Raw genomic sequence first — 23309 nt, forward strand, 5'->3', positions numbered from 1 at the left:
CGTTCTCCCTGATGAAAAACCAAAGCGAATATCAACCGAAAGGGGGGATTTTGGCTTGATGACAACCATAGAATCTCCCACAGGTTGCTCAACAGCGGCAACATCCTGGATGACTTCATTTGATGAACGCATCCGTCCGAGAATTTTTTTGAGTCGCTCGCTTGACTTCCCTTTTCCAATCAGTAAGATAGCGCGCATTCCGCGATAGCTCAGTTGGTAGAGCAAGTGACTGTTAATCACTGGGTCCCTGGTTCGAGTCCAGGTCGTGGAGCCAGACAGAAGTAAACGAAAAGGCCAGCGCTTAGCTGGCCTTTTTCGTTTCCGATCGTTTTCCCCGGGCGCTCCCTGCCTGAAGCGGGACTGCATCAGCCCCGCTCCGCCCTTATCGTCAGGCCTTGGTGTAGCGCAGCCACACCGCGCCGCCGTCCTGCACCTCCGCCGACGTCAGTTTCAAGTGAGCCGGTTGTTTCCACGCCTCGGTCGACACCTCGAACGACGCTGGATGCTCGCCCCGCCCGTCGATCAGCGGCAGGATCAGCACGCTGACTTCATCGACCAGCCCGGCGTTGACGAACGAGCCACTGACATGGGGGCCACCCTCGACGATCAGGCGCTTGCAGCCCAGTTCGCTCGACAGGATCTGCACGACCTGCTGCAGATCAATTTCGCTCTTTCCGGCAAAAATGTAAGACACCTGAATCGACTGCAGGTACGCCAGATAGTCATCCGACACGCCTTCGGTCAGCACTTCGACGACGTGGGAATCCAGCGCCTGATTTTTCTTCCAGCCGACCTTGCCCTGAGGGTCGATCGACACGGCGTAGGCCTTGGCATTGCGGTCGGCAAAATAATGGCTGCGCTCGATGGGACCTGTGGCGAGGCCTTTGGGATAGCCCTCGTCGTGGGCGATTTCCTGCATCGTCACGCGCCCGCAGATCCAGGCGTCAAACTCAAACGTCTGGGCGAGCTTTTCGTACAGATCACCGGCGTCTTTCTTGAACGCGCGATCCCAGCCGTCGGTAAGGGCGTGGCCGTCGAGGGAGGACATCATGTGGCAAATGACATAAGGCTGCATGGCAGGCTCCAGGCTGATAAGTGTGTAGAGCCGACCTGGATCACGCGGAAATAGTTCACCCCGTCACTCGACCTGCCCTTCACAACCTGCTGACCATCATTGCCGGTGATGTACACCATGAAGCCTATTGTCTTCAGCTTCGGCAGGGCTCGCGTAACATCGCGTCATCCCAGACCCGACACGGACTTACTCCCATGACCCTGCACATCATCAATGCCGTCGCCCTCACCGCCGTGACCGTTTTCCTGGTCAACCGCGCGTTCGCCCTGTACGACCTGATCAATGCAGCGACCGTGTCCGAGCATCACTAAGGCGTTGTACTCAAGCGTGACGCAACACCGATTTAAGCAAGGCACCGAAATGCCAGGCCGCAATGGCCTGGCGGTCCCGCGATTATCGGCGGGTTAAATCATCGGTAGCTCGTATAGACGGGTCAGAAATTGGCCTTCAGCGCCTCAAGCCCCCCCTCGTAAATCCCCTTGAACAATTCCTCGACTTCGCCATCAGTGACACCGTCCGGCGTAAATACCCCTGACCATTCGACCCAAGTGCTGTCGGCACCATCCTCTTTGACTTTGAACGTCGCCAGATAGTCCTTGATTGGAAACGGTCCCTTGTCGATGGAGTAGCTGTAAGTGCGCGCCGCATTATCGTAGGTCTGCAGGCGCTCGATGATTTCAGCGCCGTCGTCGGTGGTCAGGTGACGAACGCGCCCGCCTTCCTGTGACTCGCTTTGCTTGATGAACGGCAGCCAGTGGTTCAAGGACAGGAAGCCGCCGGTCAATGCCCAGACCTTGTCGGCCGATACCGGGATGTGAATGGATGCAGATGCTTGAGCCATGTTGCTTTCTCCAGAAATGGGGGGGCAGCGGCCGATCAGCCAGCGCTGGATGGCTTGGCGGGCCGCGCCCTCTCTAATAGGCGGTAAACGCGAGCAATCTTGTCACGGTTACCGCTGATTCGGGAGGGTGTGCGCCGCAAAAAGGCGGCGCACAGGGTGTTACTTGGCGGTGAAAGCCGAGTAGCTGTTCATCAGGTTGCGGTAGTTCGGAATGCGCTGGGACAGCAGGTTCGCCAGGCCTTCCATGTCGTTGCGCCAGTCGCCCTGCAGCTCGCAGGCCACCGAGAACCAGTTCATCAATTGCGCACCGGCTGCGGTCATGCGCGCCCACGCCGCTTTCTGCACCACGTCGTTGAACGTGCCGGACGCATCGGTGACCACGAACACGTCGAAGCCTTCTTCCAGCGCGCACAGGGTCGGGAACGCCACGCAGACGTCAGTCACCACACCAGCGATGATGATCTGCTTGCGGCCGGTGGCCTTGATCGCCTTGACGAAGTCTTCGTTGTCCCAGGCGTTGATCTGGCCGGGACGGGCGATGTACGGCGCGTCCGGGAACATCGCCTTGAGCTCGGGCACCAGCGGGCCGTTCGGGCCGGTCTCGAAGCTGGTGGTGAGGATGGTCGGGAGTTTGAAGAACTTTGCGCAGTCAGCCAGGGCCAGCACGTTGTTCTTGAACTCGTTCGGCGTGAAGTCTTGGACCAGCGAGATCAGCCCGGTCTGGTGATCGACCAGCAGAACCACGGCATCATCTTTGTTCAAACGCTTGTAGGGAACGGTCATGATTGACTCCATTGAGTGGGTGACGGATGAGTACAAGGCCAGCGCATCACACTGGCAGAGAGCCCCGCCGGTCAGTGCCGACGAGGCCTTTCATGCTCTTTTAAATTGCCCTGTTCAGGCGTCGGTCAGAAGGCGAAGCACGAACAGCCAAACGCGCCCCAGAAACCTTGGAAGTCGCTGACCGGTACTTTCGACTGGCGCGCTTTATCGTGGCTGTGGGCGTGGACACCGCAGGGGCCGCTGCACTGGTGAACCGCCGCTGCCATCGGTGCGCCCTGGCGCCAGTGGCCCGGGACTTTGGAAACCGGCGACCAGTCCGGCAGCACCGGCACGCTCGGCGGCGCCAGATCGTCGAACTCGCCGGCGCCGTACACCACCTTGCCGTCGACGATGGTCAGCACCGATTCGATCCACTTGATCGACTCCTCCGGCACGCTGAAGAAGTCCTGGGACAACGCCACCACGTCCGCCAGCTGGCCGACCTTGATCTGGCCTTTCTTGCCCTGCTCGGAGGAAAACCAGGCGCTGCCACGGGTGAACAGTTCGAGCGCGGTTTCCCGGGACAAACCTTCCGGGTACAGCTCCAGGCCGCCGACGGTGCGACCGCTGACCATCCAGTACAGCGAAGTCCATGGGTTGTAGCTCGACACGCGGGTGGCGTCGGTCCCGGCACCCACCGGCACGCCTTCGGCCAGCATGCGTTTGATCGGCGGCGTGTGCTCGCCGGCCTTGGCACCGTAGCGCTCGACGAAATACTCGCCCTGGAAGGCCATGCGGTCCTGAATGGCGATGCCGCCGCCCAGCGCCTTGACCCGCTCGATGTTCTTCGGCGTGATGGTTTCGCAGTGGTCGAAGAACCACGGAATGCCGTTGAACGGAATGTCGCGGTTGACCTTCTCGAACACGTCGAGCATGCGCGAAATGGACTCGTCATAGGTGGCGTGGAGGCGGAACGGCCAGCGGTGCTCGACCAGATGGCGCACTACCGGCTCGAGGTCCTGCTCCATACCGGCCGGCAAATCCGGGCGCGGCTCAAGGAAGTCTTCGAAGTCCGCTGCCGAGAAGGTCAGCATCTCGCCGGCGCCGTTGTGGCGCAGGAAGTCATCGCCCTGATGCAGCGTGACGGTGTTGGTCCAGTGCTTGAAGTCTTCCAGCTCTTCCTTGGGCTTCTGGGTGAACAGGTTGTAGGCGATGCGCACGGTCAGCTGTCTGGCCTCGGCCAGTTGCGTGATGACCGCGTAATCGTCCGGGTAATTCTGAAAACCGCCGCCGGCGTCGATGGCGCTGGTCAGGCCCAGACGGTTCAGCTCGCGCATGAACTGGCGGGTGGAGTTGACCTGGTACTCCAGCGGCAACTTCGGCCCCTTGGCCAAAGTCGAGTAGAGGATCATCGCGTTGGGCTTGGCCACCAGCATGCCGGTCGGATCGCCATTGCTGTCGCGGACGATCTCGCCACCCGGCGGGTTCGGCGTGTCACGGGTGTAACCGGCCACACGTAGCGCGGCGCGGTTGAGCAGCGCGCGGTCGTACAAGTGCAGGACGAACACCGGGGTGTCGGGCGCGGCCTGATTGAGTTCTTCCAGAGTCGGCATGCGTTTTTCGGCGAACTGGAATTCGTTCCAGCCCCCGACCACTCGCACCCATTGCGGCGTCGGCGTGCGGTCGGCCTGGGCCTTGAGCATGCGCAGCGCGTCGGCCAGGGACGGTACGCCCTCCCAGCGCAGTTCGAGGTTGTAATTCAGGCCGCCACGAATCAGGTGCAAGTGCGAGTCGTTGAGGCCCGGGATCACCGTGCGCTTGTGCATGTCGATGACCTGCGTGGCCGGGCCGCGCTGGACCATGATCTCGGCGTCGGAGCCCACGGCGACGAATTTCCCGCCGCTGATGGCCACGGCGCTGGCCTTGGGTTTTTCCTGGTCAACCGTGTGGAAATTACCATTGAAGAGAATCAGATCGACGTTCATTGCGCCTCCGTTGGCAGAAGAGTGGGACGCCCCGACGGCAAGGCCGGTGGCAGGCAGTGAAGAAAGCAGTGCAGCGGCCGCGCCGAGCAAGGAGCCTTTGGCGACGAAGCGGCGGCGCTCGCTGGAAGACGGTTGATCGGCGTCGTCATCCTTCATGATCGGCGCCCGCCACCGGCGCCGGCCGGGCATTCAGCCAGGGAGCAAACAGCCGCGTCGCCCGGGGCATCAGCACGTACACCACCAGCAGGACGATCGTCACGGTGACCAGTGCGGTGCTGATGACGTAATTGGCCAGCAGCGGGTACAGGCGAAAGACCGGCCCCCATATCAGCGGAATCAGCAGGGTCAGGGGGCAGATAACCAGGAAGGTCACGCAGGCCTGTTTCCAGCGCGGTGGCGGGTTTTCCGCGGCGGGAACGAACCAGAATTCGTTGTGCGGGTTGACTTCGGTGAAATCGCCGTCGGCCAGCATGGGCGACGCTTCGGCCACCAGTTCGCGGCGATGGGACGAGTCGAGCCAGCTGTGCATGGCGTCGGTCGAGCAGAAGCGCAGGACGCAGGTGAACATGTGCAGGCCGTCGGCCTTGCCGCGTATGACGTCGACGCCCAGATGCCCGGGGTAACTTGCCGCCATGGCGATGATGCGCCGCAGCCAGGCTTCGTATTGCGCTTCGAAGCCGGCCTTGATCCGGTGCTTGACCACCAGGGTGACGATCTCGTCGACGGACAGTTTCGACGTCGGGACGATGTCGGCGGTCGTGGCGTAATCAGGCATAGCGAAGCGCTCCGGGTAAACCATGGTTGAGCGCCAGACGACCGGGTCCGGCGATCAGCACACTGGTGAAGATGATCAGTAATAACCAGCCGAACTGGCCCTGTTCGACGCTCCACTCGCTGTGCACCACGACGAGCGCGACAAGCAGCAGGATGAGAATAGGCAGGCACGCCAGACGCGCCAGTACGCCGGTCAGAATCAGCAGGGGGCACAGGACTTCGGCGAAGATGGCCATGCTGAGGGTCAGTGGCGCGCCTAGGTGGAACGGGTCTTCGATGAGGGTCAGTTGGGTGTTGAAGTCGAGGAGTTTGGGCAGGCCGTGGACGAACAGCAGGAACAGCGCGCCGGCGGACCTGAGGAAGAGCAGTCCGAGGTCTTGGGCGTGGTCGTTGAGGGTTGAGTAGGTCATCACACACCGTTGATTTCGTGGGCCACGACCCTGAGGTGCAGGTGTGTGTAGCCGATGAATTCAGTGTGGCGGTGCGAAGGAGATGGGTATTGAACAGACGTGCTTTTGAGGATCAAGATCAAGATCAAGATCCTTAAGATCAAGAGCGTCGGCCTAACGGCCTCGGTTTCGCCTTCGGCGAGTTACTTGGAAAAGCACCCCAAGTAACCAAGGGTGCTTGCTCTCGGTTGGGCCCTTCGTTCCTCAGGGTTCCTTCACTCCGGTCTCGCTCCGTGGGCCCGCCGCCATCCGCCATCCATGGCGGGGGGCGGCTCTCGCGGCATCCATGCCGCTCGGCCCACTCCACGAGACCTCCGTTCAGCCTGCACCCAGGTCGCGATTGGCGTCGTCTGGGATTTTTGTGTTTGAAGATCAAAAGCAGATCAAGTGCAGATCAAGGGAGGGTCAAGCGCTAAGGACTTGTGGGAGTGAGCTTGCTCACGAAGGGCCGGTACATCCATCAGATATCTGGTGTTTTTGATAGAGCATTCGCGAGCAAGCTCGCTCCCACAGGATGGGTGTGAAATCAGCAAAATTGTTGGCGCCTGAGCTGGCCTCTTCCCGGCTAAAGCCGGTCCCACTAAAAGCATCGCGTACCCTCTGGAATCGCCTCCGACTGTAGGACCGGCTTCAGCCGGGAAGCCGTTGATCTGCTTTAAAGCGCTTTTGATCTTCATACGCAAAAAGCCCAAACACCGCAAATCGCGACTTGGGTGCAGGCTGAACGCAGGTCTCGCGCAGTGGGGCGAGCCGCATGGATGCGGCGAGAGCGCCGTCAGGACATGGATGTCCGTTCGGCGCGGGCCCACGGAGCGGGACCGGAGTGAAGGAACCCGACGAAGTCGGGCCCAACCAGGAGCAGGCACCCTTGGTTACTTGGGGTGCTTTTCCAAGTAACTCGCCGAAGGCGAAACAGTCTGCCCCCAGGCAGACGCCCTTGATCTTAAAGATCTTGATCTTGATCTTGATCTTGATCTTAAAGACCTTGCACTACGGCAAAGGCCGCGTCTCCTGAGACATGAACTCGGTAATCCGCGAACGCAGCCACCGCTCAGCCGGATCGTTATCGTGAACACCCGCCCAGACCATCGACAACTCCGCCGGCGCGATCGGGAATGGCGGATCCTCCGCGCGCAACGCGCAGCCTTCGATCAACGCGCAGGCCGCGTAATCGGGGACGGTCGCGATCAACTCGGTGCCCGCCAGCAACGCCCGCAAACCGCTGAACTGCGGCACAGCCACCACCACCCTCCTCGCCCGCCCGACTTTCGCCAGGTCGATATCGATGTTGCCGCTCAGATCGCCAGAGAACGACACCATGGTGTGCGGCCGCTGGCAGAACTCGTCCAGCGTCAACGGCTCGGGGCGTTTGTCGCCGCGCAGGACCTTCACGCCGATGTCCCGCAGCTTCTTGCGCTTGGCGTTGGCCGGCAGTTCGGTGGTGTAGCTGATGCCCACGGAAATCTCCCCCGAAGCCAGCAGCGCCGGCATCAGCAGGAAGTTCGCCCGGCGCACCACCACGATGATGCCCGGCGCTTCTTCACGCAGGCGATTGAGCAACGGCGGGAACAGGCCGAATTCGGCGTCGTCCGACAAGCCGATGCGGAAGATGTCGCAGCTGGTCGCCGGATCGAACTCCTTGGCCCGGCTCACGGCGCCGGAAATGGTGTCCAGCGCCGGCTGCAGTTCTTTGAGAATCGCCAGCGCCCGGGCGGTCGGTTCCATGGCGCGACCGTTGCGCAGCAGCAGAGGGTCGTCGAACAGGTCGCGCAGCCGCGCCAGTGCCGCACTGATCGCCGGTTGGCCCATGAACAGCTTCTCCGCCACCCGCGTCAGGTTGCGCTCGAACATCAGCGCTTCGAAGATCACCAGCAGGTTCATGTCGACGCGGCGCAGGTCGTTGCGGTTCATTCAGGGATTCCGGAGTAGGCGTTGTCGGGAGGCCTGACGATGCCAGACCGGCGCAGGTATACACAGGCGCCGAGGGGGTGTCTTGAACATCGGTGCTGCCACCCGCCCAATGCAAATGGAAGGATAGCCGTCCTCAACAGGCATGTACGCTCTGCACCACGCACCCCTTGGTGGGCAACAAGGTCATGGTCCGACGCCAGCTGAACGGGGTCAGCCCCACCACGCGGGTGAACACCCGGGTGAAATGGGACTGATCGGCGAAACCGCAATCCAGGCTGATCTGTGAGATGGTCAGCACTGATTCGCCAAGCAAGGCCCGGGCCTTGTCCAGGCGCATCTGCAAAAACCAGTCGCGGGGCGAGAGACCGGTGTTCTTCTTGAATGCGCGGGAGAAATGACTGCGTGACAGCGAACACTCGGCGGCAATCCGGGCAATAGACAGGCCCTTGTCCATCTGGCTGGACATCAAGTCCTTGGCCCGACGCTCCTGCCAGGGCGACAGGGCGACGCGTTCGAGAACGGATTCAGGGTTCAGCGAGGGGTTGAATGCAGTCATGCCAGGCACTCCAGCTTCACAGTTGGCGGTGAATGAAGTGTCTACGGCGGCGTTCTTAAAGTCCTTCTCGGGGTATTAAACGTTCTGAAAAGTCGTACGACGACGTGCATCGCTGCGGTGCGCCGAGCCACACTTCAGAACATTTAAGACCCCACCAAGGACGGCACTTGGCGTGCACACTACCCTGTTCACTCCAACGGTTCGGTTTGCTGCGAGGGACGGCATGTGACCACCCGATACGTGGCTGGCATTGTGATTCCCCACGGCGCGATGGCCCGCGCGGCGACCGACATGATGCGCGATCACCAGTCTGATCTGCTGCTGAACGCGGCCTGGCGCACGTTCGTTTTTGCCAGCCTGCTGGGGCACAGTCGCGGGCTGCGTTTCGATGCCGATCTGTTGTACACCGCCGCCCTGTTTTTGCGCATCGGCATTACCCGGCTGTACGCCCGGTCGCAACTACGGTTCGAGGTCGACAGCGCCAATGCCGCCGCCCAGTTCCTGCGCGGGCACGGGCGCTCGTGGGATGACATCGCCCAGGTCTGGGACGCTATCGCGCTGCATACCACGCCGGGCATCCCGCAGCACAAGCCGCCGTTGACTGCCCTGCTCTGCGCCGGCGTCGAAACCGACCTGACCGGCGCCCATTGCCGGTGCTTCAGCCCTGCCGCACAGGCACGGGTGTTGAGCGCGTACCCCCGCGAACCGGGGTTCAAATTCAAGTTGCTGCATGTGATGGCATTGGGTCAGGTGCATCGCCCGCAGACGACCCTGGGCACGACCAACGCCGACGTGCTGGCGTTTCATGCCCATCGCCTGAACGCGGGCGGCTTCTGCGAACGACTGCTGGCCTCGACGTGGCCGTACTGAGCGGTGAGATTGGGCCTTAAGATTGAGCCGTGCGATTGACTGGGTGCATCTCGTTGAGCCGTCGGCGTTACGCGGCGATCGGCAAGGTAAACACGAAGGTCGCACCGCCGTAGCGCGCCGGCATGGCGTAGAGGTGGCCGCCGTGGGCACTGATGATCGACTGACAGATCGCCAGCCCCATGCCCATGCCTTTGTCCTTGGTGGTGTAAAACGCGTTGAACAGCTGATGCAGGTCCAGCGGGTCGATCCCGCGCCCGCTGTCTTCAACGCTGACCACCACATAATCGCGACCCACCACTTCGCTGGTGATCGACAGCCGCCGCAGCACGTGATCCCCCGCGGTCATGGCGTCCAGCGCGTTGAGGATCAGGTTCAGCACCACTTGCTGCAATTGCACGCTGGAGGCGCAGACCCGCAACGGTGAACAGGTCAGGTGGGTTGTCATCAAGACCCGCTGTTGCTCGACCTCGATGCCGGTCACCGCCACCACATGACGAATCACGTCGTTGACCAGCAGCTTGCGCCGGTGATGGGGCCCCTGCCGCGCCAGGCTCTGCAACGCGTTGACGATTTCCCCGGCACGCCGGCCTTCGGCCACGATGTCTCGCAGGCCCGACAAGGCTTCGTCCACCTGCGAGTTTTCGCGATTGAGCCAGCGGATGCCGGCGGCAGCGTTGGACACCATCGAGGCCAGCGGCTGGTTGATTTCGTGGGCAATGGACGCCGCCAGTTCACCCATCACCGTGGCCTGGGCCACACTGGCCAGACGGGCCCGGGCGCCGCGCAGGGCGATTTCCACATCCCGACGCCGCGCGTTTTCCTGCTCCAGGGCCTGGTGCAGGCGCGCGGTTTCCAGGGAAATGGCCGCCTGGCTGGCGAGCAGCTCCAGCACTTCGGTGCGACAGACCGTGAACACGCCCGGCGCCAGGTTGTTTTCCAGGTACAGCACGCCGAGCACCCCGCCCTGTTTGACCAGCGGCACGCACAACGCCGAGCGCACCGGATGCTGACGCAGGTATTCGTCGGCACCGAAATAGGCATCGGCGCAGACGTCGTCCAGCACCAGGCGCTGGCGGGTGCGCATCACCCGGTACAGGATCGACAGCGGCAGGTGGTGTTTGTCGGGGACCGTGTCCGTCAGCTCGATGCGCAAGCCGTCGTCGCTGCTCTGGCCGATTGCGCAAATCACCGGTGCCTCGTCTTTCACCAGCAACAGCAACGCCCGTTGCGCACCGGCATGGACGATGGTGTTGCGCAGCAGGGTCTCGATAAGGCGGTCCTGCTCGCTTTCGTCGCGCAGGGCGTGGGCGGATTTCATGACGGAGGACAGATCAAGGGCGTCGCGTCCGGCCAGGGTGATCGATGTGCGCGGGGACGACAGGTTCTCCAGCCCCGGCGCAAGGTTCGGACCCGGACCGAGCGGGATGGCAGACGCGCCCTGTCGTCCGTCTGGCAGGTCGGATTGCAGATCCGGAATGTCCCGGAATTGCTGCCACTGCTGGTGCATCTCGCTTAGCGCCTGATGCAGCGCGGCGGCACTTTGATAACGGTCATCCGGGTTTTTAGCGATCAACCGATGCACAAGATCGGCCAGCGGCCCGGGGATGTCGCCACGGTGCTGGCTCAGCGGCGGCGGGATGCGCGCGACATGGCAATACACCCACTCCACTGCATCGGCGGCCTCGAACGGCAATTGCCCGGCGAGCCATTCATAAAACGTCATGCCCAGCGCATAGAGGTCGCTGCGTGGGTCGGCCTGACGCTGCACCCGGCGCGACTGTTCTGGGGCCATGTAGCCGAGCGAGCCGCAAAGCGTGTCGGACATAGGCAGTTGCGGCGCCGACTGCACATCCACACTCAAGCCGAAACCGCTGAGCCGCACCTCACCTTCGGCACGTTCGATCAGGTTGCACGGTTTGATATCGCGGTGCAGCAGGCCTGCCTGGTGAGCGCCCGTTACGGCGTCAGCAGCAGCGATGGCCCGCTGCAAAAAGCCCTCGATGGACAGCGGCGCGTCGGGTTGATCATGCAACGACACGCCGCTGGCATCCTCCAGCACCAGCAGCGTGCCGTCCGGCCCCGACAGCAACGCCACCGGTTGCACGGCCCATTGCGGCATCAGCCGGGGGGCCAGTGAGAATTCGTGTTCAAGACGGCGGACCGCAGCAATCGAGGCGCCGGGTGCGGGACGGACGATGCGCCAGTGGCGATCTTCCTGCGTCAGTGTGACCCGGTAATGGGCGAGTTCTCCATCGACAAACAGCAACTGCCAGACGAGCTGCTCCAGCCACTGAGACCCGAATGCCCCGGCGCTGGAGATAGCCGTGTAAGGCCCGTTGAAAATGCTGCTCATGAAGCCCCTTTATTGGAATCCCGCTGCTGGCACCGACCCGGCCATTCCCGGCTGAAGCCGGTCCCGTTTGCGCGACCCGTGGGAGCGAGCTTGCTCGCGAAGGCGGCATTCAGGCTGATGAGGATTTGGCGTATGTGCCGGCCTCTTCGTGAGCAAGCTCACTCCCACAGGGCCGGTGTTCGCAACACCTCCCCTGAGAGCACCGCCTATCTCAAGGGTCATTTCGCCAGGCAGCCCAGCCGGTCACTCATCTTCAGCAGCTCGATCACATTGCGCGCATTCATTTTGGTCAAAACGTGCCTTTTGTGGACCTTGGCGGTGACTTCGCTGGTGCCCAGTTCCACGGCAATCTGTTTATTCATCTTGCCGGTGATCAGCAGCGCCATGACCTGACGTTCCCTCGGGGTGAGGCTGGCGAAACGCGCTTTGACGCCTGCGGTCAGGCAGCGCTCGTCCAGGCTCGTCGCGTCGCTGGTCAGTGCTTCGCGCACCAGATCCAGCAGTTGCTCCGGCTCGAACGGTTTGGTCAGGAACTCGCGGGCGCCGGCCTTGATGGCGCGCACGGACATGGCGATGGTGCCGTAGCCGGTCATGAAAATGATCGGAAAGGTCTGGCCACGATCCAGCAAGGTCTGCTGCAGATCGAAGCCGGTGCCCTGGGCCAGATTGACGTCCAGCAGCAGGCAGAGGGGGCCTTGGCTCAGGGGCTGGGCGAGAAACGCCTGAGCGCTGTCGAACACCTCGCAGACGATGTCCGCCGAATGCAACAGTCGCTGCAAAGAGGTGCGGATGGCGGCGTCATCGTCCACCACATAGACCTTGGGATTCATGCTCATGACAGGCTCATAAAGGGTTGCATCAACTGCCAACGGCCAGTGCTCTCTGATGCCGCGCATGATACCCGTCGGGCCCGGCCGGCACAGCCCTGATGCTTTGCAAGGTCGCCAGCGCCGAAGGTGCGTCGCAATCCTGTACGCGCGGCACGCTCAGCTCCGGCGTCACGGTGTCCTGAGCGGTGGCCGTCAGCAGGCAGGCGCGGGTGGTGCCGAGCATCCGGTAGAAACGGAATGGCCCCTGGGCGCTGACCATCAGCAACGACTTGGTCGCCAGCCGCACGATGCAGTCCATGACGCAGGCGCGCGGCAAGCGAGTGCGCTGCAAGGCATCGCAGGCACGTTCCAGGGTGAAGCGACCGTCCAGCTCGGCCAGCCGCCGCAGCACGGTGCGCTCTTCGCGACCGAGCAAACGCAGGCTCCAGGCCAGGGAAGCCTGCAGCGTTTGCTGACGCGGCGGCGCAGTGCGCAACGACGCCGAGAGCAGGTGCAGGCTGCCATCCAGGCTCGCCACCAGTTGATACAGCCCCAGCGCGCAGGCCCGGGCGGCGGCCATTTCCAGTGCCAGCGGCATCCCGTCGAGGCGACGGCAGATTTCCCCCACCAGCTCAACGCTGTAGTCGTCCAGCTCGGCGTTGCCGTCAGCCGCCAGATGGCTGTCCAGCGCACGCCATTGGCGCAGGAACAATTGCGCCGACGCACTGCGCAAAATGGTGTCCGGGGAGGCGTTCAGCTCAGGGATATCGAGGGGCGGCACTTGCAGGCTGCGCTCGCCGGCAATGCGCAACGGCTCGCGGCTGGTGGCAATCGCGCGGACCGCCGGCGCGCCACGCAGGATGACTTCCAGCAGGCTGGCGACGCTTTCGACCAGATGCTCGCAGTTGTCCAGAATGATCAGGCCCGGCTGTTGCTGCAGATAGCGGATCAGCCCTTGCAAATCCGGGTAGCCGCCGCTGCAGTCCAGGCCGACGGCGCTGGAAAACGCTTCCAGCAGCAGTTCGGCGCATTGCAGTTGCGCCAGCGGCACGAAGTACACGGGGGTGGTGCCGGCTTCCAGCAGCGTCTGACCCAACTCGGCGGCCAGCGCGGTCTTGCCGACGCCGCCCGGGCCGATCAGCGTGACCAGCGCGCAGCCTTCCGCCAGTGTGTTGCTCACTTCATCCAGCAATGCCTGACGCCCGAGCAAGGCGACGCGGGCGGGCAGTGGGTGATGACAGCTGACGCCCTGAAGCACGACCGAGGCGCGAGTGTCGGTCTGTGCGCCATCCCCGCCCAGCAGCACGTAACCGCGGCCGGGCACGGTGCGGATCTGCTCGCGGTCGGTGCCCAGCGCCTTGCGCAACGCGGAGATATGCACTTGCAGGTTGTTCTCTTCAACCACGGTGTCCGGCCAGACACTCTGAAGGATCAGTTCCTTGCTGACCAACTGACCTTGATGACGCAGCAACAGGTCGAGTATGTCGAAGGCGCGGGTGCCAATGCGCATGGCGACGCCGTCCTTGAACACGTCTCTGTGCTCGCGGGAAATCATCGTCTGACCGAGACTTATCATTTCATGCTGTCCTTGGGAGTGGAGTCGCAGGCCCTGATTCGCTGACCATCGTCCGGGCGGGGTTGAATCCCGGAGACGTTCAGCGCAGCTATCCATTTTTAACAAGCGCTCATCTAACCAGTTAAAACCAGACACCGATATTAGCTGTAGGGATAGTGACCGAGGGATTAGGCGGCAAGCTGCAAGCTGCAAGCTGCAAGCGGTGATGACTGAACAGGAGGGTTGCGCGCAGTGGCCGATGCCTGGCCTCGAGTAAAACGCGCAATAAAAAACGCCCCGGCTTTTAGACCGGGGCGTTTTTATTGGATCGTCGAGCTATTCCAGCAACGGCACATGGGCCGCGCGTTGATACGGGCCGTACTCGACCGGCACCCACTGGAAGTGTTTGTCGATGGCGACGATGTGGCCGGTGCCGGGGAATGGCAGGTGTGCGGCGGCGACCCAGATCTTCTTGCTGGCCGCTTGAGTGAACACCTGATCGCGGCTGGCGATGGCTTTCTGGCTGTTCTCGTCGAAGGCGATGCTGACGTCCGGGTGATCGAACTGCACGGCGAGGCTGTGGATCAGGTCACCGATGAACAGGATGGTCTGGCCTTTGGAGCTGAACTGATACGTGGTGCTGCCTGGCGTATGCCCTGCTTCCAGCGCCGTGCTGACTTCCGGCACCGGCGACTGGCCTGGGGTGAAGGTCTTGAACCGGCCAGCGGCGACGTAGGGTGCGGTTGAATCCTGGGCGATCTTGAAGTAGGCCTTGGCCTGTTCCGGCACGCGGCCAATGGCGGTCGGGTCGAGCCAGTAATCCGCTTCGGGTTTGGCGGCATAGACCGTGGCGTTGGCAAACACGGGCTTTTTGCCGGCGTCGACCAAGCCGCAGACGTGATCCAGGTGCATGTGCGTGAGCAGCACGGTGTCGACCTGATCCGGCTGATACCCGGCGGCCTTGATGTTCTGCGAGAGCATGCCGGCCGTCTCGCCGATGCACTGGCCTGCGCCGGTGTCGACAAGGATCAGGTGCTCGCCGGTGTTGACCAGAAAGGCGTTGAACGCCGTCTGCATGCCCGGTGTTTCGATGGCGCGGCGGGCCAGCAAGGCGCGGATGGCGTCGGGCTTCATGCCTTTGAGCAGCTTGGGCGACAGGTCGTTGTAGCCGTCAAACAGTGCCGTAACTTCATAGTCGCCGACGGCCAGCCGGAAATAACCGGGCACCTGGGTTTTCTGCTGGGCGGGCGCCTGAGCCAGCGCGACGCCGGAGCACAAAGCGGCTGCGAGAGCGACGGAGCCCGCCAGAGCGACGGAACGGGCGATTGGAAGAACGGATGCGCGCATGGGGATGCCTCGAATCGGAGAACGTGAGACGTCCGATACTGCGCGGCTCAGGGGCAATGGTCTTGAAGCAATGTGCTGGAAGCCATGTGTTTCTTGGCAGGATCACCAGGCCCCATCGGTTATAGACATCGATCAGAGCGGTGCCTACATTGTGCGCGCGCCTTCGCGCGGGTCGGTCCTGCCCTGCACTTGGCCCCTGCACTTCAGCCCTGCACTTTTCCTGCGGATATCTCCCATGTCGACCGTCGTTCCCCATTACTCGCTGGCGTGGAGCCTGCTACTGCTGCTCGCCGACGTGCTGGCCTGGCACTTGCTGGCCGACCGCAACCGGCTGGCACGCATCGCCACGCGGCTGGCGGCATTCGTCGCCTACAGCCTGGTGATCATCAACGCCGGCGTGAGCCCGCTGGAAGCGCCGGCCTGGCCTGACGACAGCGCCCTGCAATTCGGCGCCACCGCGCTGGCGATCGTATGGTGGCTGTACGCCGCACGCACCCTCACCGTGGTCCTCGGGCTGGCGCTGACCAGTCGCGTGGGACACAGCGGTCGGCTGTTGCAGGAGGTCATCGGTGCGGTGATTTTCCTCATCGCCATCGTGGCGGCAGCGGGCTATGTGCTGCAGCTGCCGGTCAAGGGCTTGCTGGCAACGTCCGGCGCGATGGCGATCATCGTCGGCCTGGCCCTGCAGAGCACGCTGAGCGACGTGTTCTCCGGGATCATCCTCAACACCACCAAGCCCTATCAGGTCGACGATTCGATCTCCATCGACGGCATGGAAGGCAAAGTCATGGACATCGACTGGCGCGCCACGCACCTGCTGACGGGCGTCGGCACCATGGTGGTCATCCCCAACTCCGTGGCGGCCAAGGCCAAGATCGTCAATTTGAGCCGACCGGTCCATATTCATGGCGTGTCTATCAACATCATGATGTCGCCGCACATTCGCCCGCGCCGGGTGCTCGATGCCTTGGAGCGTGCGCTGCAGGGTTGCAGTGCGTTGCTGCAGACGCCCAAGCCTCGCGCGGTGGTCAAGGAAACCAGCCCGACCACCATCGAATACGTGATCACCGGTTTCATCAGCGACCTGAACAACAAGAGCGACGTGCGCAATCTGCTGTTCGATCTGGCCTATCGGCATCTGGAAGCCGCGGGTATCGCCTGGCAATCGGAAACCACCGCCGAAGCGATGTCCCGGCCGCGCGCCTTGCTGGACGAGGTCAAGGTGTTCCGCACCAGCACTGCCGAGGAGAAAAATCAGCTTGCCCAGAGCATGGTCGCGCGCGAGTACACGGCCGGGCAGACGATTATCGAGGTCGATGAGGTCACCGATGGCTTGCTGGTGATTGCCACGGGCGTGGTGTCGGCGAGCGTCAAGGACGGCAACGAGATGGTGGAAGCCGGGCGCATGGGCCCGGGCGAAGTCATGGGTGAGCAGAGTGTGCTGGCCGATACGCCTTCGCAAGCGCGCTTCACCGCCCTCACCTCCTGCGTGGTTTACCGCATCGACAAAGCCGCCACGCGGCAGGCCATGGAGCAGCGAGTTGAAATCGTGACGGCGTTGAACAAGCTGCAAGCGGTGCGCCAGCAAGGGACCCAGCATGTGCTGATGCGTAAGCCGGTGGTGATCAAAAAGAATAATTTTCTGGGGTGGTTGCAGAAGCGCTAAGTGAATGGCGAATTCAGTGGGACCGGCTTAGCCGGGAAGAGGCCAGTATGTACACCATAAGATTTTCGGTGTTACGCCTGACGCCTTCCCGGCTGAAGCCGGTCCTACATTGAATTGGCTTTCAGGCAACGAACCCGTCACCTTCCAGCAGCGAGCGCAGCATCCAGGCGGCTTTTTCGTGGACTTGCATGCGCTGGGTCAGCAGGTCGGCGGTGGGCTCGTCACTGACTTTCTCCAGCAGCGGGAAGATTTCGCGGGCAGTGCGTACCACTGCCTCCTGCCCTTCGACCAGTTGCTGGATCATGTCGGTCGCAGCGGGCACGCCCGGCTCTTCCTTGATCGACGACAACCGCGCATAGGTGGAATAAGTGCCCGGCGCCGGGAAGCCCAGGGCGCGGATGCGCTCGGCAATGGAGTCCACCGCCGTCGCCAGTTCGGTGTACTGCTCTTCGAACAGCAGGTGCAGCGTGCGGAACATCGGGCCGGTGACGTTCCAGTGAAAGTTGTGGGTTTTCAGGTACAGCACGTAGGTATCGGAAAGCAGTCGCGACAGTCCTTCAACGATCTCTGCACGGTCCTGCTCGTTGATTCCGATTTCAATAGCCATGAATTGCTCCCTAAGGTCTGTTGATTGCTGAGGGGTCGATTCTAGTGGCGACGACCGAGGGACGGAAATCAGCCATGGCAATCGCGGCCATCGACGCGGCCTATGAAACGTCCTCGGCCCAAGACATTCAGCGTTGACACAAACGGGCGGTTCAGGCGACGTTACGGCCTGCCCTTTTTCGCTCCCTGAACCTTCCAAACAGGCACCGCCATGAACGAACTGCAGCAGCTGAATGAAAGCCACGGGCTGTTGCTGGTGTTCGTCAACGTGCTGCTGGAGCAGATCGGCTTGCCGGTGCCGGCGTACCCGACGCTGATCGTCACCGGGGCGCTGGCCATGCAGAGCAAGCCACTGCTGGGCGCCGGGGTGCTGGTGGCGATGGTCGCCTGCCTGATTGCCGATGGGCTGTGGTACTGGGCCGGCAAGCGTTATGGCGGCGTGCTGCTGAAAACCATCTGCAAGATTTCTCTCTCTCAGGACTCCTGCGTTCGTCAGGGGTTGACCGTTTATGAGCGCGTCGGTCCGCGAGCGATGCTGCTGTCGAAATTTCTCCCCGGCGCCGGTGCGCTGGTCACCACCGTGGCCGGCATGAACGCCACGCCGGTCTGGGTGTTCGTGCGCTATTCCCTGGCCGGTTCGTTTATCTGGGCGGGCTCGGCGCTGCTGCTGGGCATGCTCTTCAGTGACGCGCTGATCCCCATGCTCGACTGGTTGAGCGGTTACATACCGATCGCTATCGTCAGCGTGCTGGCGGTGCTGGGGCTGTTCATTGGCTGGAAGTACTTCAAGCGCCGCCGGCTCAAAACGCGCACGGCGCGAGTGCCGCGCATCACCGTTCCCGAGGTGCTGGCCCTGCGCGACACCGACGATGCGCCGGTGGTCATCGACGTGCGACCGAGTTTCCATGCGGCCGTTATCGAAGGCATCCCGGGGGCGGTATCGATCAGTCTCGAGGAGCCGATTGCCCCGTGGATCGAGCGCTTGGGGGATGTCGACATGGTGTTCTATTGCGCCTGTCCGAATGAGCTGTCGGCGGCATTGCTGGCGGAAAAGCTCCACGCCCACGGCCTGACCCGGGGCAAGGCGCTAATAGGAGGGCTGGATGCCTGGCAGGCGGCGCATGTGCAGCCTGAGGTGTCGGACAGAACGGCGGCGTGAGTTTGGGATTCAGCCGGGAGTGCCTGCCGGGATGCGGTTAATGTGGGAGCGAGCTTGCTCGCGAAGGGTGCTCCAGCCGATGGACATCTGCTGAATGTAACGGCCTCTTCGTGAGCAAGCTCACTCCCACAGGTCATGTATCAGACGCAGATACTGGGTTGTGCGCAGACTTCTTGTAGGAGCGATCTTGCTCGCGAAGAGTGCTTCAGGCGACAGACCTCTGCTGAATATGCCGGCCTCTTCGTGAGCAAGCTCACTCCCACAAAATCTGCGGCCTGTCCCGGAACTGTGACCCACATAACACCCGGCCCCTCCCAGGGGTCCGCAGCACGTTTCAAAACCGCGGTCTGCCCCGCCCAAACACTCTCCAGTGAGTGAAAATCAGATCCCGCTGAGCGCCAGGTCCATCGCGAAGTACGTGAAGATCAAATCCGCGCCCGCGCGCTTGATCGCGCCGAGGGTTTCGCGCACGACGCGGTGTTCGTCGATGGCCCCGGCCTGGGCGCCGAACTTGATCATCGCGTACTCGCCGCTGACCTGATACGCCGCCAGCGGCAGGTTCGAGGCTTCGCGGATGTCGCGGATGATGTCCAGGTACGCGCCGGCCGGCTTGACCATCAGCGCATCGGCGCCTTCGGCCTCGTCCAGCAGCGATTCGCGCAGGGCTTCGCGGCGGTTCATCGGGTTCATCTGGTAGGTTTTACGGTCGCCCTTGAGCGCCGAGCCGCCGGCTTCGCGGAACGGACCGTACAGCGCCGAGGCGAACTTGGTCGAATAGGCCATGATCGGCGTCTGGGTGAAACTGGCGGCGTCGAGGGCGGCACGAATCGCCTTCACCTGGCCGTCCATCGCCGCCGACGGGGCAATCACGTCAGCACCGGCACGGGCCGCCATCACCGCCTGCTTGCCAAGGTTTTCAATGGTCGCGTCGTTGTCGACATGGCCGCCGTGCATCACGCCGCAATGGCCGTGGTCGGTGTACTCGCAGAAGCAGGTGTCGGACATCACGATCATTTCCGGCACGGCGGATTTGATGGTCCGCGAGATCCGCGAGACCAGACCGTTTTCCTGCCAGGTGTCGCTGCCGGTAGCGTCCAGGTGGTGGGAGACGCCGAAGGTCATGACCGACTTGATGCCGGCCCGGGCGTAACGCTCGACCTCCTGCGCCAGCTTGGACTCAGGAATGCGCTGTACGCCGGGCATGCTGTTGATCGGCACGAAGTCGTCGATTTCTTCTTCGACGAAGATCGGCAGCACCAGATCATTGAGGGTGAATTCGCTTTCCTGAAACAGCGAGCGGAAATTTTCGTTGCTGCGCAGACGGCGTGGACGGGCAGCGGGAAACAGGCTGGACATGGCGGTTCCTGAGTCAAGAATATCCGGAAGATCGCCGGACTCAACACGTCCGGCGATATCAATGGCGCGAAGCTTATGCCTGGGACGGTTTCGATTCAAACGCCCTGACAAGAAAGTCCGTTACGTTAGCCGCAACAGTGCGCAGAACCAAAACAATGGCGCCGGGTCATTTAGCAATGCCGCAGCCGTTTCGCTTGCGCACCGCCAGAGTGAGGCCGACCTTGAGCAACCCATCCGATCAGCGCAATAACCGTTCGCTGGACGGTCTTAACTTCTTTCTGGCGGATGTGCGCGACGGCCTTGGGCCCTATCTCGCGATCTATTTACTGGCCGTCCACAAGTGGGATCCGGCGAGCATCGGGCTGGTCATGACCCTCGCCGGCATCGCCGCGCTGGTCACACAAACCCCGGCGGGTGCGCTGATTGACCGCACCCGCAGCAAGCGGCTGGTGGTCATCGTGGCAGCGTTGCTGGTGACGGCGGGCTGTCTGGTGCTGCCGTTCATTCACTCGTTCACCTGGGTGGCGATCACCCAGAGCATCAGCGCCATTGCCGGCTCCGTATTCGCCCCGCCATCGCGGCCATCTCCCTGGGCATCACCGGGCCGAAAGCCTTTACCCGCCGGACCGGGCGCAACGAAACCTGGAATCACGCCGGCAACGCCGTCGCAGCTCTGCTGGCGGGCATCTTTTCATGGATGTTCGGGCCGATTGCGGTGTTCTACCTCATGGCGTTCATGGCACTGGCGAGCATTGTCGCGGTGGCGTTCGTCGATGCCTCGGCAATTGATCACGACGTCGCCCGAGGCTTCGACCCCAGCCATGACCAGGGCAAGGACCAGCCCAGCGGGTGGGCTGTCCTGCTGCATAACCGACCGTTATTGGTGTTCGCCATCTGCTGCGGGCTGTTTCACCTGGCCAATGCGGCGATGCTGCCGCTGGTGAGTCAGAAGCTCTCGCAGATCGACGTCAACCTCGCCACGCCGCTGACGTCCGCCTGCATTGTCGCCGCGCAGTTGGTCATGGTGCCGGTGGCCTGGCTGGTGGGCGCCAAAGCCGACGTGTGGGGACGCAAGCCCTTGCTGCTGGCGGGTTTCATTTTCCTGCCGCTGCGGGGTGTGCTGTATGTCATGTCCGACAACCCTTACTGGCTGGTGGGTGTGCAGTTGCTCGACGGCATCGGCGCCGGGGCGTTTGGCGCGCTGTTGCCGTTGGTGGTCAAGGACCTGACGCGGGGCACCGGGCGCTTCAATATCAGTCTCGGTGCCATCTCGACGGTGTTCGGCCTGGGCGCGGCGCTGAGCAACGGCCTGGCGGGGCTGGTCGTGCGCGAGGCAGGCTACAGCGCGGCGTTCCTGACGTTGGCGGCCATTGCGGCGGTGGCGTTTGTGCTGTTGTGGCTGGCGGTGCCGGAAACCGGCGACCGCGTGGCGCAGGATCAACCCGAGGGCGCGCCGGCCACCTGATCGGCAGGGTTAACGGTCGGGGGTCGTGCTTGCGCCCTCCCCCAGTTCGCGCTGCATGATCACCGTGTCCAGCCAGCGGCCGTGCTTGAAGCCGACGGACTCGAACACGCCGACCTGGCGAAAGCCCAGTCGCGTGTGGAGCCGGATAGAGGCGCTGTTCTCGCTGTTGCCAATGATCGCCACCATCTGCCGGCGGCCGGATGCCGTGCAGTGCTGGATGACCGCCCCCAGTAACGCGTGACCAATCCCGAACCCGGCCATGCCCTCGCGCACGTACACCGAATCTTCCACGGTAAAGCGATAGGCCGGGCGCGGCCGGTACGGAGTCGCGTAGGCGTAGCCGACCACTTCACCGTCGCGCTCGGCGACCAGATAGGGCAAACCGTTGGCGCAGATGTCGGCGCGGCGCTGCAGCATTTGCTCGAGGGTCGGCGGTTCCAGCTCGAAACTGGCGGTGCCGTGAATCACATGATGGGCGTAGATCGCCTGCACGGCGGGCATATCGGACTCGCGAGCGTCGCGCAGGATCGGTTCGTCGGCCATGGCATTTCCTTTTCCGGATCAGAACGCAGAGAGCGCTGAGCTTGCCCGTGAAGCGATGGGCTGTGCAACCCGGTTAGCCGCGTGTGCCCGAGGGTTTCGCGGCGGACGCAGGGGCGACGAACGCGGGTTCCGCGATTGGTCTAGAATGCCGCCCTTTCCCACTGCCGACCTGCCGCCCACCGATGAACGCCGCCGCCCTCGACCTGCTTGACTCCCACCTTCAGACCGCCCTCGCCGACGCGCCCGCCGAGACCCGCCGGCTGTTTCACGGCCGTGGCCGACGCTGGCCGGGGCTGGAACAACTGACCGTCGACTGGATGCAGGGCGTGGTGCTGGTGTCGCTGTTCAAGGAGCCGGCGGCCGATGAGCTGGAAGCGCTGAAGCAGCGATTGTTCAGGCTAATCGAGTCACCGGCGTGGCAGCAATCCCGCGCCCATACGCTGTTGTTGCAGCACCGCTATCTGCCGGACAGCCACACCGAAGCGTTGTTGGGCGAGTTGCTGGAGGAATGGACGCTGACCGAGGGCGGCCTGCGCTATCTCGTGGATTTCGGCAAAAAGCAGAACACCGGGCTGTTCCTCGACATGCGCTATGGCCGCGACTGGGTGCGGGCCAATGCGGCGGGCAAGCGGGTGTTGAACCTGTTTGCCTACACCTGCGGGTTCTCGGTGGCGGCGATCGAGGGCGGCGCGGACTTTGTGGTCAATCTGGACATGTCGCGCGCGGCGCTGAGTCGCGGTCGCGACAACCATCGCCTGAATGGCCATGACCTGAGCAAGGTCACCTTTCTCGGCCACGAGCTGTTCAAATCCTGGGGCAAGGTGAAAAGCACCGGGCCCTATGACCTGGTGATCATCGACCCGCCGTCGTTTCAGAAAGGCAGTTTTCTGCTGACCAAGGATTATCAGCGGGTGCTGCGCAAACTGCCGGAGCTGTTGACGGCAGAAGGCACGGTGCTGGCGTGCATGAACGACCCGTTGCTGGGCGCGGACTTTCTCATCGAAGGCGTGACCCGCGAAGCGCCCGGGTTGCAGTTTGAACAGCGCCTGGAAAACCCGCCGGAGTTTGCCGACGCCGAGGAAGGCGGCGGGTTGAAAGCACTGGTGTTTCGCCAGGGCTAGCCGCAACGCCCGGTGGTTCAGTGAGACCGGCTTCAGCCGGGAATGGGCCCGTTCGTACGCCATCAATTCTGCGGTGTGACGCCCGACGCTTTCCCGGCTGAAGCCA

The 23309-nt window shown here is 62.8% G+C and carries 20 protein-coding genes, 1 tRNA gene and 1 pseudogene; 6 read left to right on the forward strand and 16 right to left on the reverse strand.

Features of this window, described 5'->3' with window-relative positions:
* Positions 1-198 (reverse strand): hypothetical protein (locus IFT47_RS27435; protein ID WP_206759204.1); only part of this gene is annotated, 198 nt, incomplete at its 3' end.
* Between IFT47_RS27435 and IFT47_RS04935 the strand changes: the two genes are divergently transcribed.
* Positions 199-274 (forward strand) — tRNA-Asn (locus IFT47_RS04935).
* A gap of 114 nt (positions 275-388) precedes the next feature.
* Here the strand turns inward: IFT47_RS04935 and IFT47_RS04940 are convergent.
* The 8 genes from IFT47_RS04940 to IFT47_RS04975 form a co-directional block, all read right to left on the reverse strand.
* Positions 389-1075 (reverse strand): RibD family protein, encoded by a 687-nt coding sequence (locus tag IFT47_RS04940; RefSeq protein ID WP_192171898.1) that lies wholly within the window; start codon positions 1073-1075, stop codon positions 389-391.
* Between the two features lie 433 nt (positions 1076-1508).
* Positions 1509-1916, reverse strand: a complete 408-nt coding sequence (locus tag IFT47_RS04945) for an SRPBCC family protein (protein ID WP_192171899.1) — start codon at positions 1914-1916, stop codon at positions 1509-1511.
* Between the two features lie 159 nt (positions 1917-2075).
* On the reverse strand, positions 2076-2699 hold the full coding sequence (ycaC, locus tag IFT47_RS04950) for an isochorismate family cysteine hydrolase YcaC (RefSeq protein ID WP_192171900.1): 624 nt from the start codon (positions 2697-2699) through the stop codon (positions 2076-2078).
* A gap of 125 nt (positions 2700-2824) precedes the next feature.
* Entirely contained in the window at positions 2825-4663 is a 1839-nt protein-coding gene (locus IFT47_RS04955) for an amidohydrolase (RefSeq protein ID WP_192172275.1), read from the reverse strand.
* Between the two features lie 145 nt (positions 4664-4808).
* The gene (locus IFT47_RS04960) at positions 4809-5438 is read right to left on the reverse strand and encodes an antibiotic biosynthesis monooxygenase (protein WP_192171901.1); all 630 of its coding nucleotides are present in this window, start codon (positions 5436-5438) and stop codon (positions 4809-4811) included.
* Positions 5431-5847: a DoxX family protein gene (locus tag IFT47_RS04965; protein WP_192171902.1), complete on the reverse strand. Its 417-nt coding sequence runs from the start codon at positions 5845-5847 to the stop codon at positions 5431-5433. The genes IFT47_RS04960 and IFT47_RS04965 overlap by 8 nt, the downstream gene beginning before the upstream one ends.
* A gap of 1029 nt (positions 5848-6876) precedes the next feature.
* Positions 6877-7797, reverse strand: coding sequence for a LysR family transcriptional regulator (locus tag IFT47_RS04970; protein WP_133771037.1), 921 nt, complete (start codon positions 7795-7797; stop codon positions 6877-6879).
* A gap of 133 nt (positions 7798-7930) precedes the next feature.
* Positions 7931-8353, reverse strand: a complete 423-nt coding sequence (locus IFT47_RS04975) for a helix-turn-helix domain-containing protein (protein WP_192171903.1) — start codon at positions 8351-8353, stop codon at positions 7931-7933.
* A 225-nt stretch (positions 8354-8578) separates the two neighbouring features.
* On the opposite strand from IFT47_RS04975, the gene IFT47_RS04980 reads away from it, so the two are divergent.
* Positions 8579-9223, forward strand: coding sequence for a phosphohydrolase (locus IFT47_RS04980; RefSeq protein ID WP_192171904.1), 645 nt, complete (start codon positions 8579-8581; stop codon positions 9221-9223).
* Between the two features lie 67 nt (positions 9224-9290).
* On the opposite strand, the gene IFT47_RS04985 is transcribed toward IFT47_RS04980, so the two are convergent.
* From IFT47_RS04985 to IFT47_RS05000, 4 genes are all read right to left on the reverse strand, one after another.
* Positions 9291-11576: an ATP-binding protein gene (locus IFT47_RS04985; RefSeq protein WP_192171905.1), complete on the reverse strand. Its 2286-nt coding sequence runs from the start codon at positions 11574-11576 to the stop codon at positions 9291-9293.
* Between the two features lie 218 nt (positions 11577-11794).
* Positions 11795-12412 (reverse strand): response regulator transcription factor, encoded by a 618-nt coding sequence (locus IFT47_RS04990; protein WP_197983735.1) that lies wholly within the window; start codon positions 12410-12412, stop codon positions 11795-11797.
* A gap of 22 nt (positions 12413-12434) precedes the next feature.
* Entirely contained in the window at positions 12435-13961 is a 1527-nt protein-coding gene (locus IFT47_RS04995; RefSeq protein WP_192171906.1) for an ATP-binding protein, read from the reverse strand.
* Positions 13962-14276: 315 nt separating this feature from the next.
* On the reverse strand, positions 14277-15287 hold the full coding sequence (locus IFT47_RS05000) for an MBL fold metallo-hydrolase (protein ID WP_192171907.1): 1011 nt from the start codon (positions 15285-15287) through the stop codon (positions 14277-14279).
* Between the two features lie 235 nt (positions 15288-15522).
* On the opposite strand from IFT47_RS05000, the gene IFT47_RS05005 reads away from it, so the two are divergent.
* Complete coding sequence (locus IFT47_RS05005) at positions 15523-16953, forward strand: mechanosensitive ion channel family protein (RefSeq protein ID WP_192171908.1); 1431 nt, start codon at positions 15523-15525, stop codon at positions 16951-16953.
* 121 nt (positions 16954-17074) lie between these two features.
* On the opposite strand, the gene IFT47_RS05010 is transcribed toward IFT47_RS05005, so the two are convergent.
* Positions 17075-17560: a Dps family protein gene (locus IFT47_RS05010; protein WP_192171909.1), complete on the reverse strand. Its 486-nt coding sequence runs from the start codon at positions 17558-17560 to the stop codon at positions 17075-17077.
* Between the two features lie 210 nt (positions 17561-17770).
* Between IFT47_RS05010 and IFT47_RS05015 the strand changes: the two genes are divergently transcribed.
* Positions 17771-18718 carry a VTT domain-containing protein gene (locus tag IFT47_RS05015; RefSeq protein ID WP_192171910.1) on the forward strand — a complete coding sequence of 316 codons (948 nt, stop codon included), beginning with the start codon at positions 17771-17773 and terminating at the stop codon, positions 18716-18718.
* 381 nt (positions 18719-19099) lie between these two features.
* Here IFT47_RS05015 and hemB read toward each other — a convergent pair whose 3' ends face one another.
* Positions 19100-20074 (reverse strand): porphobilinogen synthase, encoded by a 975-nt coding sequence (gene hemB / locus IFT47_RS05020; RefSeq protein ID WP_192171911.1) that lies wholly within the window; start codon positions 20072-20074, stop codon positions 19100-19102.
* A 176-nt stretch (positions 20075-20250) separates the two neighbouring features.
* Between hemB and IFT47_RS05025 the strand changes: the two are divergent.
* A pseudogene (locus tag IFT47_RS05025) lies at positions 20251-21539 on the forward strand (MFS transporter).
* 9 nt (positions 21540-21548) lie between these two features.
* On the opposite strand, the gene IFT47_RS05030 reads toward IFT47_RS05025, so the two are convergent.
* Positions 21549-22082, reverse strand: a complete 534-nt coding sequence (locus IFT47_RS05030) for a GNAT family N-acetyltransferase (RefSeq protein ID WP_192171912.1) — start codon at positions 22080-22082, stop codon at positions 21549-21551.
* A gap of 182 nt (positions 22083-22264) precedes the next feature.
* On the opposite strand from IFT47_RS05030, the gene IFT47_RS05035 reads away from it, so the two are divergent.
* Positions 22265-23203: a class I SAM-dependent methyltransferase gene (locus IFT47_RS05035; protein ID WP_192171913.1), complete on the forward strand. Its 939-nt coding sequence runs from the start codon at positions 22265-22267 to the stop codon at positions 23201-23203.
* The last annotated feature ends 106 nt before the right edge of the window (positions 23204-23309 follow it).

It is taken from the genome of Pseudomonas sp. CFBP 13711 (assembly GCF_014842265.1).
Taxonomy (GTDB): Bacteria; Pseudomonadota; Gammaproteobacteria; order Pseudomonadales; family Pseudomonadaceae; genus Aquipseudomonas.

Excerpts from the sequence above, each read along its gene's own strand:
- hemB (WP_192171911.1), bottom strand. The coding sequence starts at position 20,074 with ATGTCCAGCCTGTTTCCCGCTGCCCGTCCACGCCGTCTGCGCAGCAAC.
- IFT47_RS04945 (WP_192171899.1), bottom strand. The coding sequence starts at position 1,916 with ATGGCTCAAGCATCTGCATCCATTCACATCCCGGTATCGGCCGACAAG.
- IFT47_RS05005 (WP_192171908.1), top strand. The coding sequence starts at position 15,523 with ATGTCGACCGTCGTTCCCCATTACTCGCTGGCGTGGAGCCTGCTACTG.
- IFT47_RS04995 (WP_192171906.1), bottom strand. The coding sequence starts at position 13,961 with ATGATAAGTCTCGGTCAGACGATGATTTCCCGCGAGCACAGAGACGTG.
- IFT47_RS04940 (WP_192171898.1), bottom strand. The coding sequence starts at position 1,075 with ATGCAGCCTTATGTCATTTGCCACATGATGTCCTCCCTCGACGGCCAC.
- IFT47_RS04975 (WP_192171903.1), bottom strand. The coding sequence starts at position 8,353 with ATGACTGCATTCAACCCCTCGCTGAACCCTGAATCCGTTCTCGAACGC.
- IFT47_RS04985 (WP_192171905.1), bottom strand. The coding sequence starts at position 11,576 with ATGAGCAGCATTTTCAACGGGCCTTACACGGCTATCTCCAGCGCCGGG.
- IFT47_RS04990 (WP_197983735.1), bottom strand. The coding sequence starts at position 12,412 with ATGAGCATGAATCCCAAGGTCTATGTGGTGGACGATGACGCCGCCATC.
- IFT47_RS04970 (WP_133771037.1), bottom strand. The coding sequence starts at position 7,797 with ATGAACCGCAACGACCTGCGCCGCGTCGACATGAACCTGCTGGTGATC.
- IFT47_RS05035 (WP_192171913.1), top strand. The coding sequence starts at position 22,265 with ATGAACGCCGCCGCCCTCGACCTGCTTGACTCCCACCTTCAGACCGCC.
- ycaC (WP_192171900.1), bottom strand. The coding sequence starts at position 2,699 with ATGACCGTTCCCTACAAGCGTTTGAACAAAGATGATGCCGTGGTTCTG.
- IFT47_RS05010 (WP_192171909.1), bottom strand. The coding sequence starts at position 17,560 with ATGGCTATTGAAATCGGAATCAACGAGCAGGACCGTGCAGAGATCGTT.
- IFT47_RS05015 (WP_192171910.1), top strand. The coding sequence starts at position 17,771 with ATGAACGAACTGCAGCAGCTGAATGAAAGCCACGGGCTGTTGCTGGTG.
- IFT47_RS04955 (WP_192172275.1), bottom strand. The coding sequence starts at position 4,663 with ATGAACGTCGATCTGATTCTCTTCAATGGTAATTTCCACACGGTTGAC.
- IFT47_RS05030 (WP_192171912.1), bottom strand. The coding sequence starts at position 22,082 with ATGGCCGACGAACCGATCCTGCGCGACGCTCGCGAGTCCGATATGCCC.
- IFT47_RS04965 (WP_192171902.1), bottom strand. The coding sequence starts at position 5,847 with ATGACCTACTCAACCCTCAACGACCACGCCCAAGACCTCGGACTGCTC.
- IFT47_RS05000 (WP_192171907.1), bottom strand. The coding sequence starts at position 15,287 with ATGCGCGCATCCGTTCTTCCAATCGCCCGTTCCGTCGCTCTGGCGGGC.
- IFT47_RS04960 (WP_192171901.1), bottom strand. The coding sequence starts at position 5,438 with ATGCCTGATTACGCCACGACCGCCGACATCGTCCCGACGTCGAAACTG.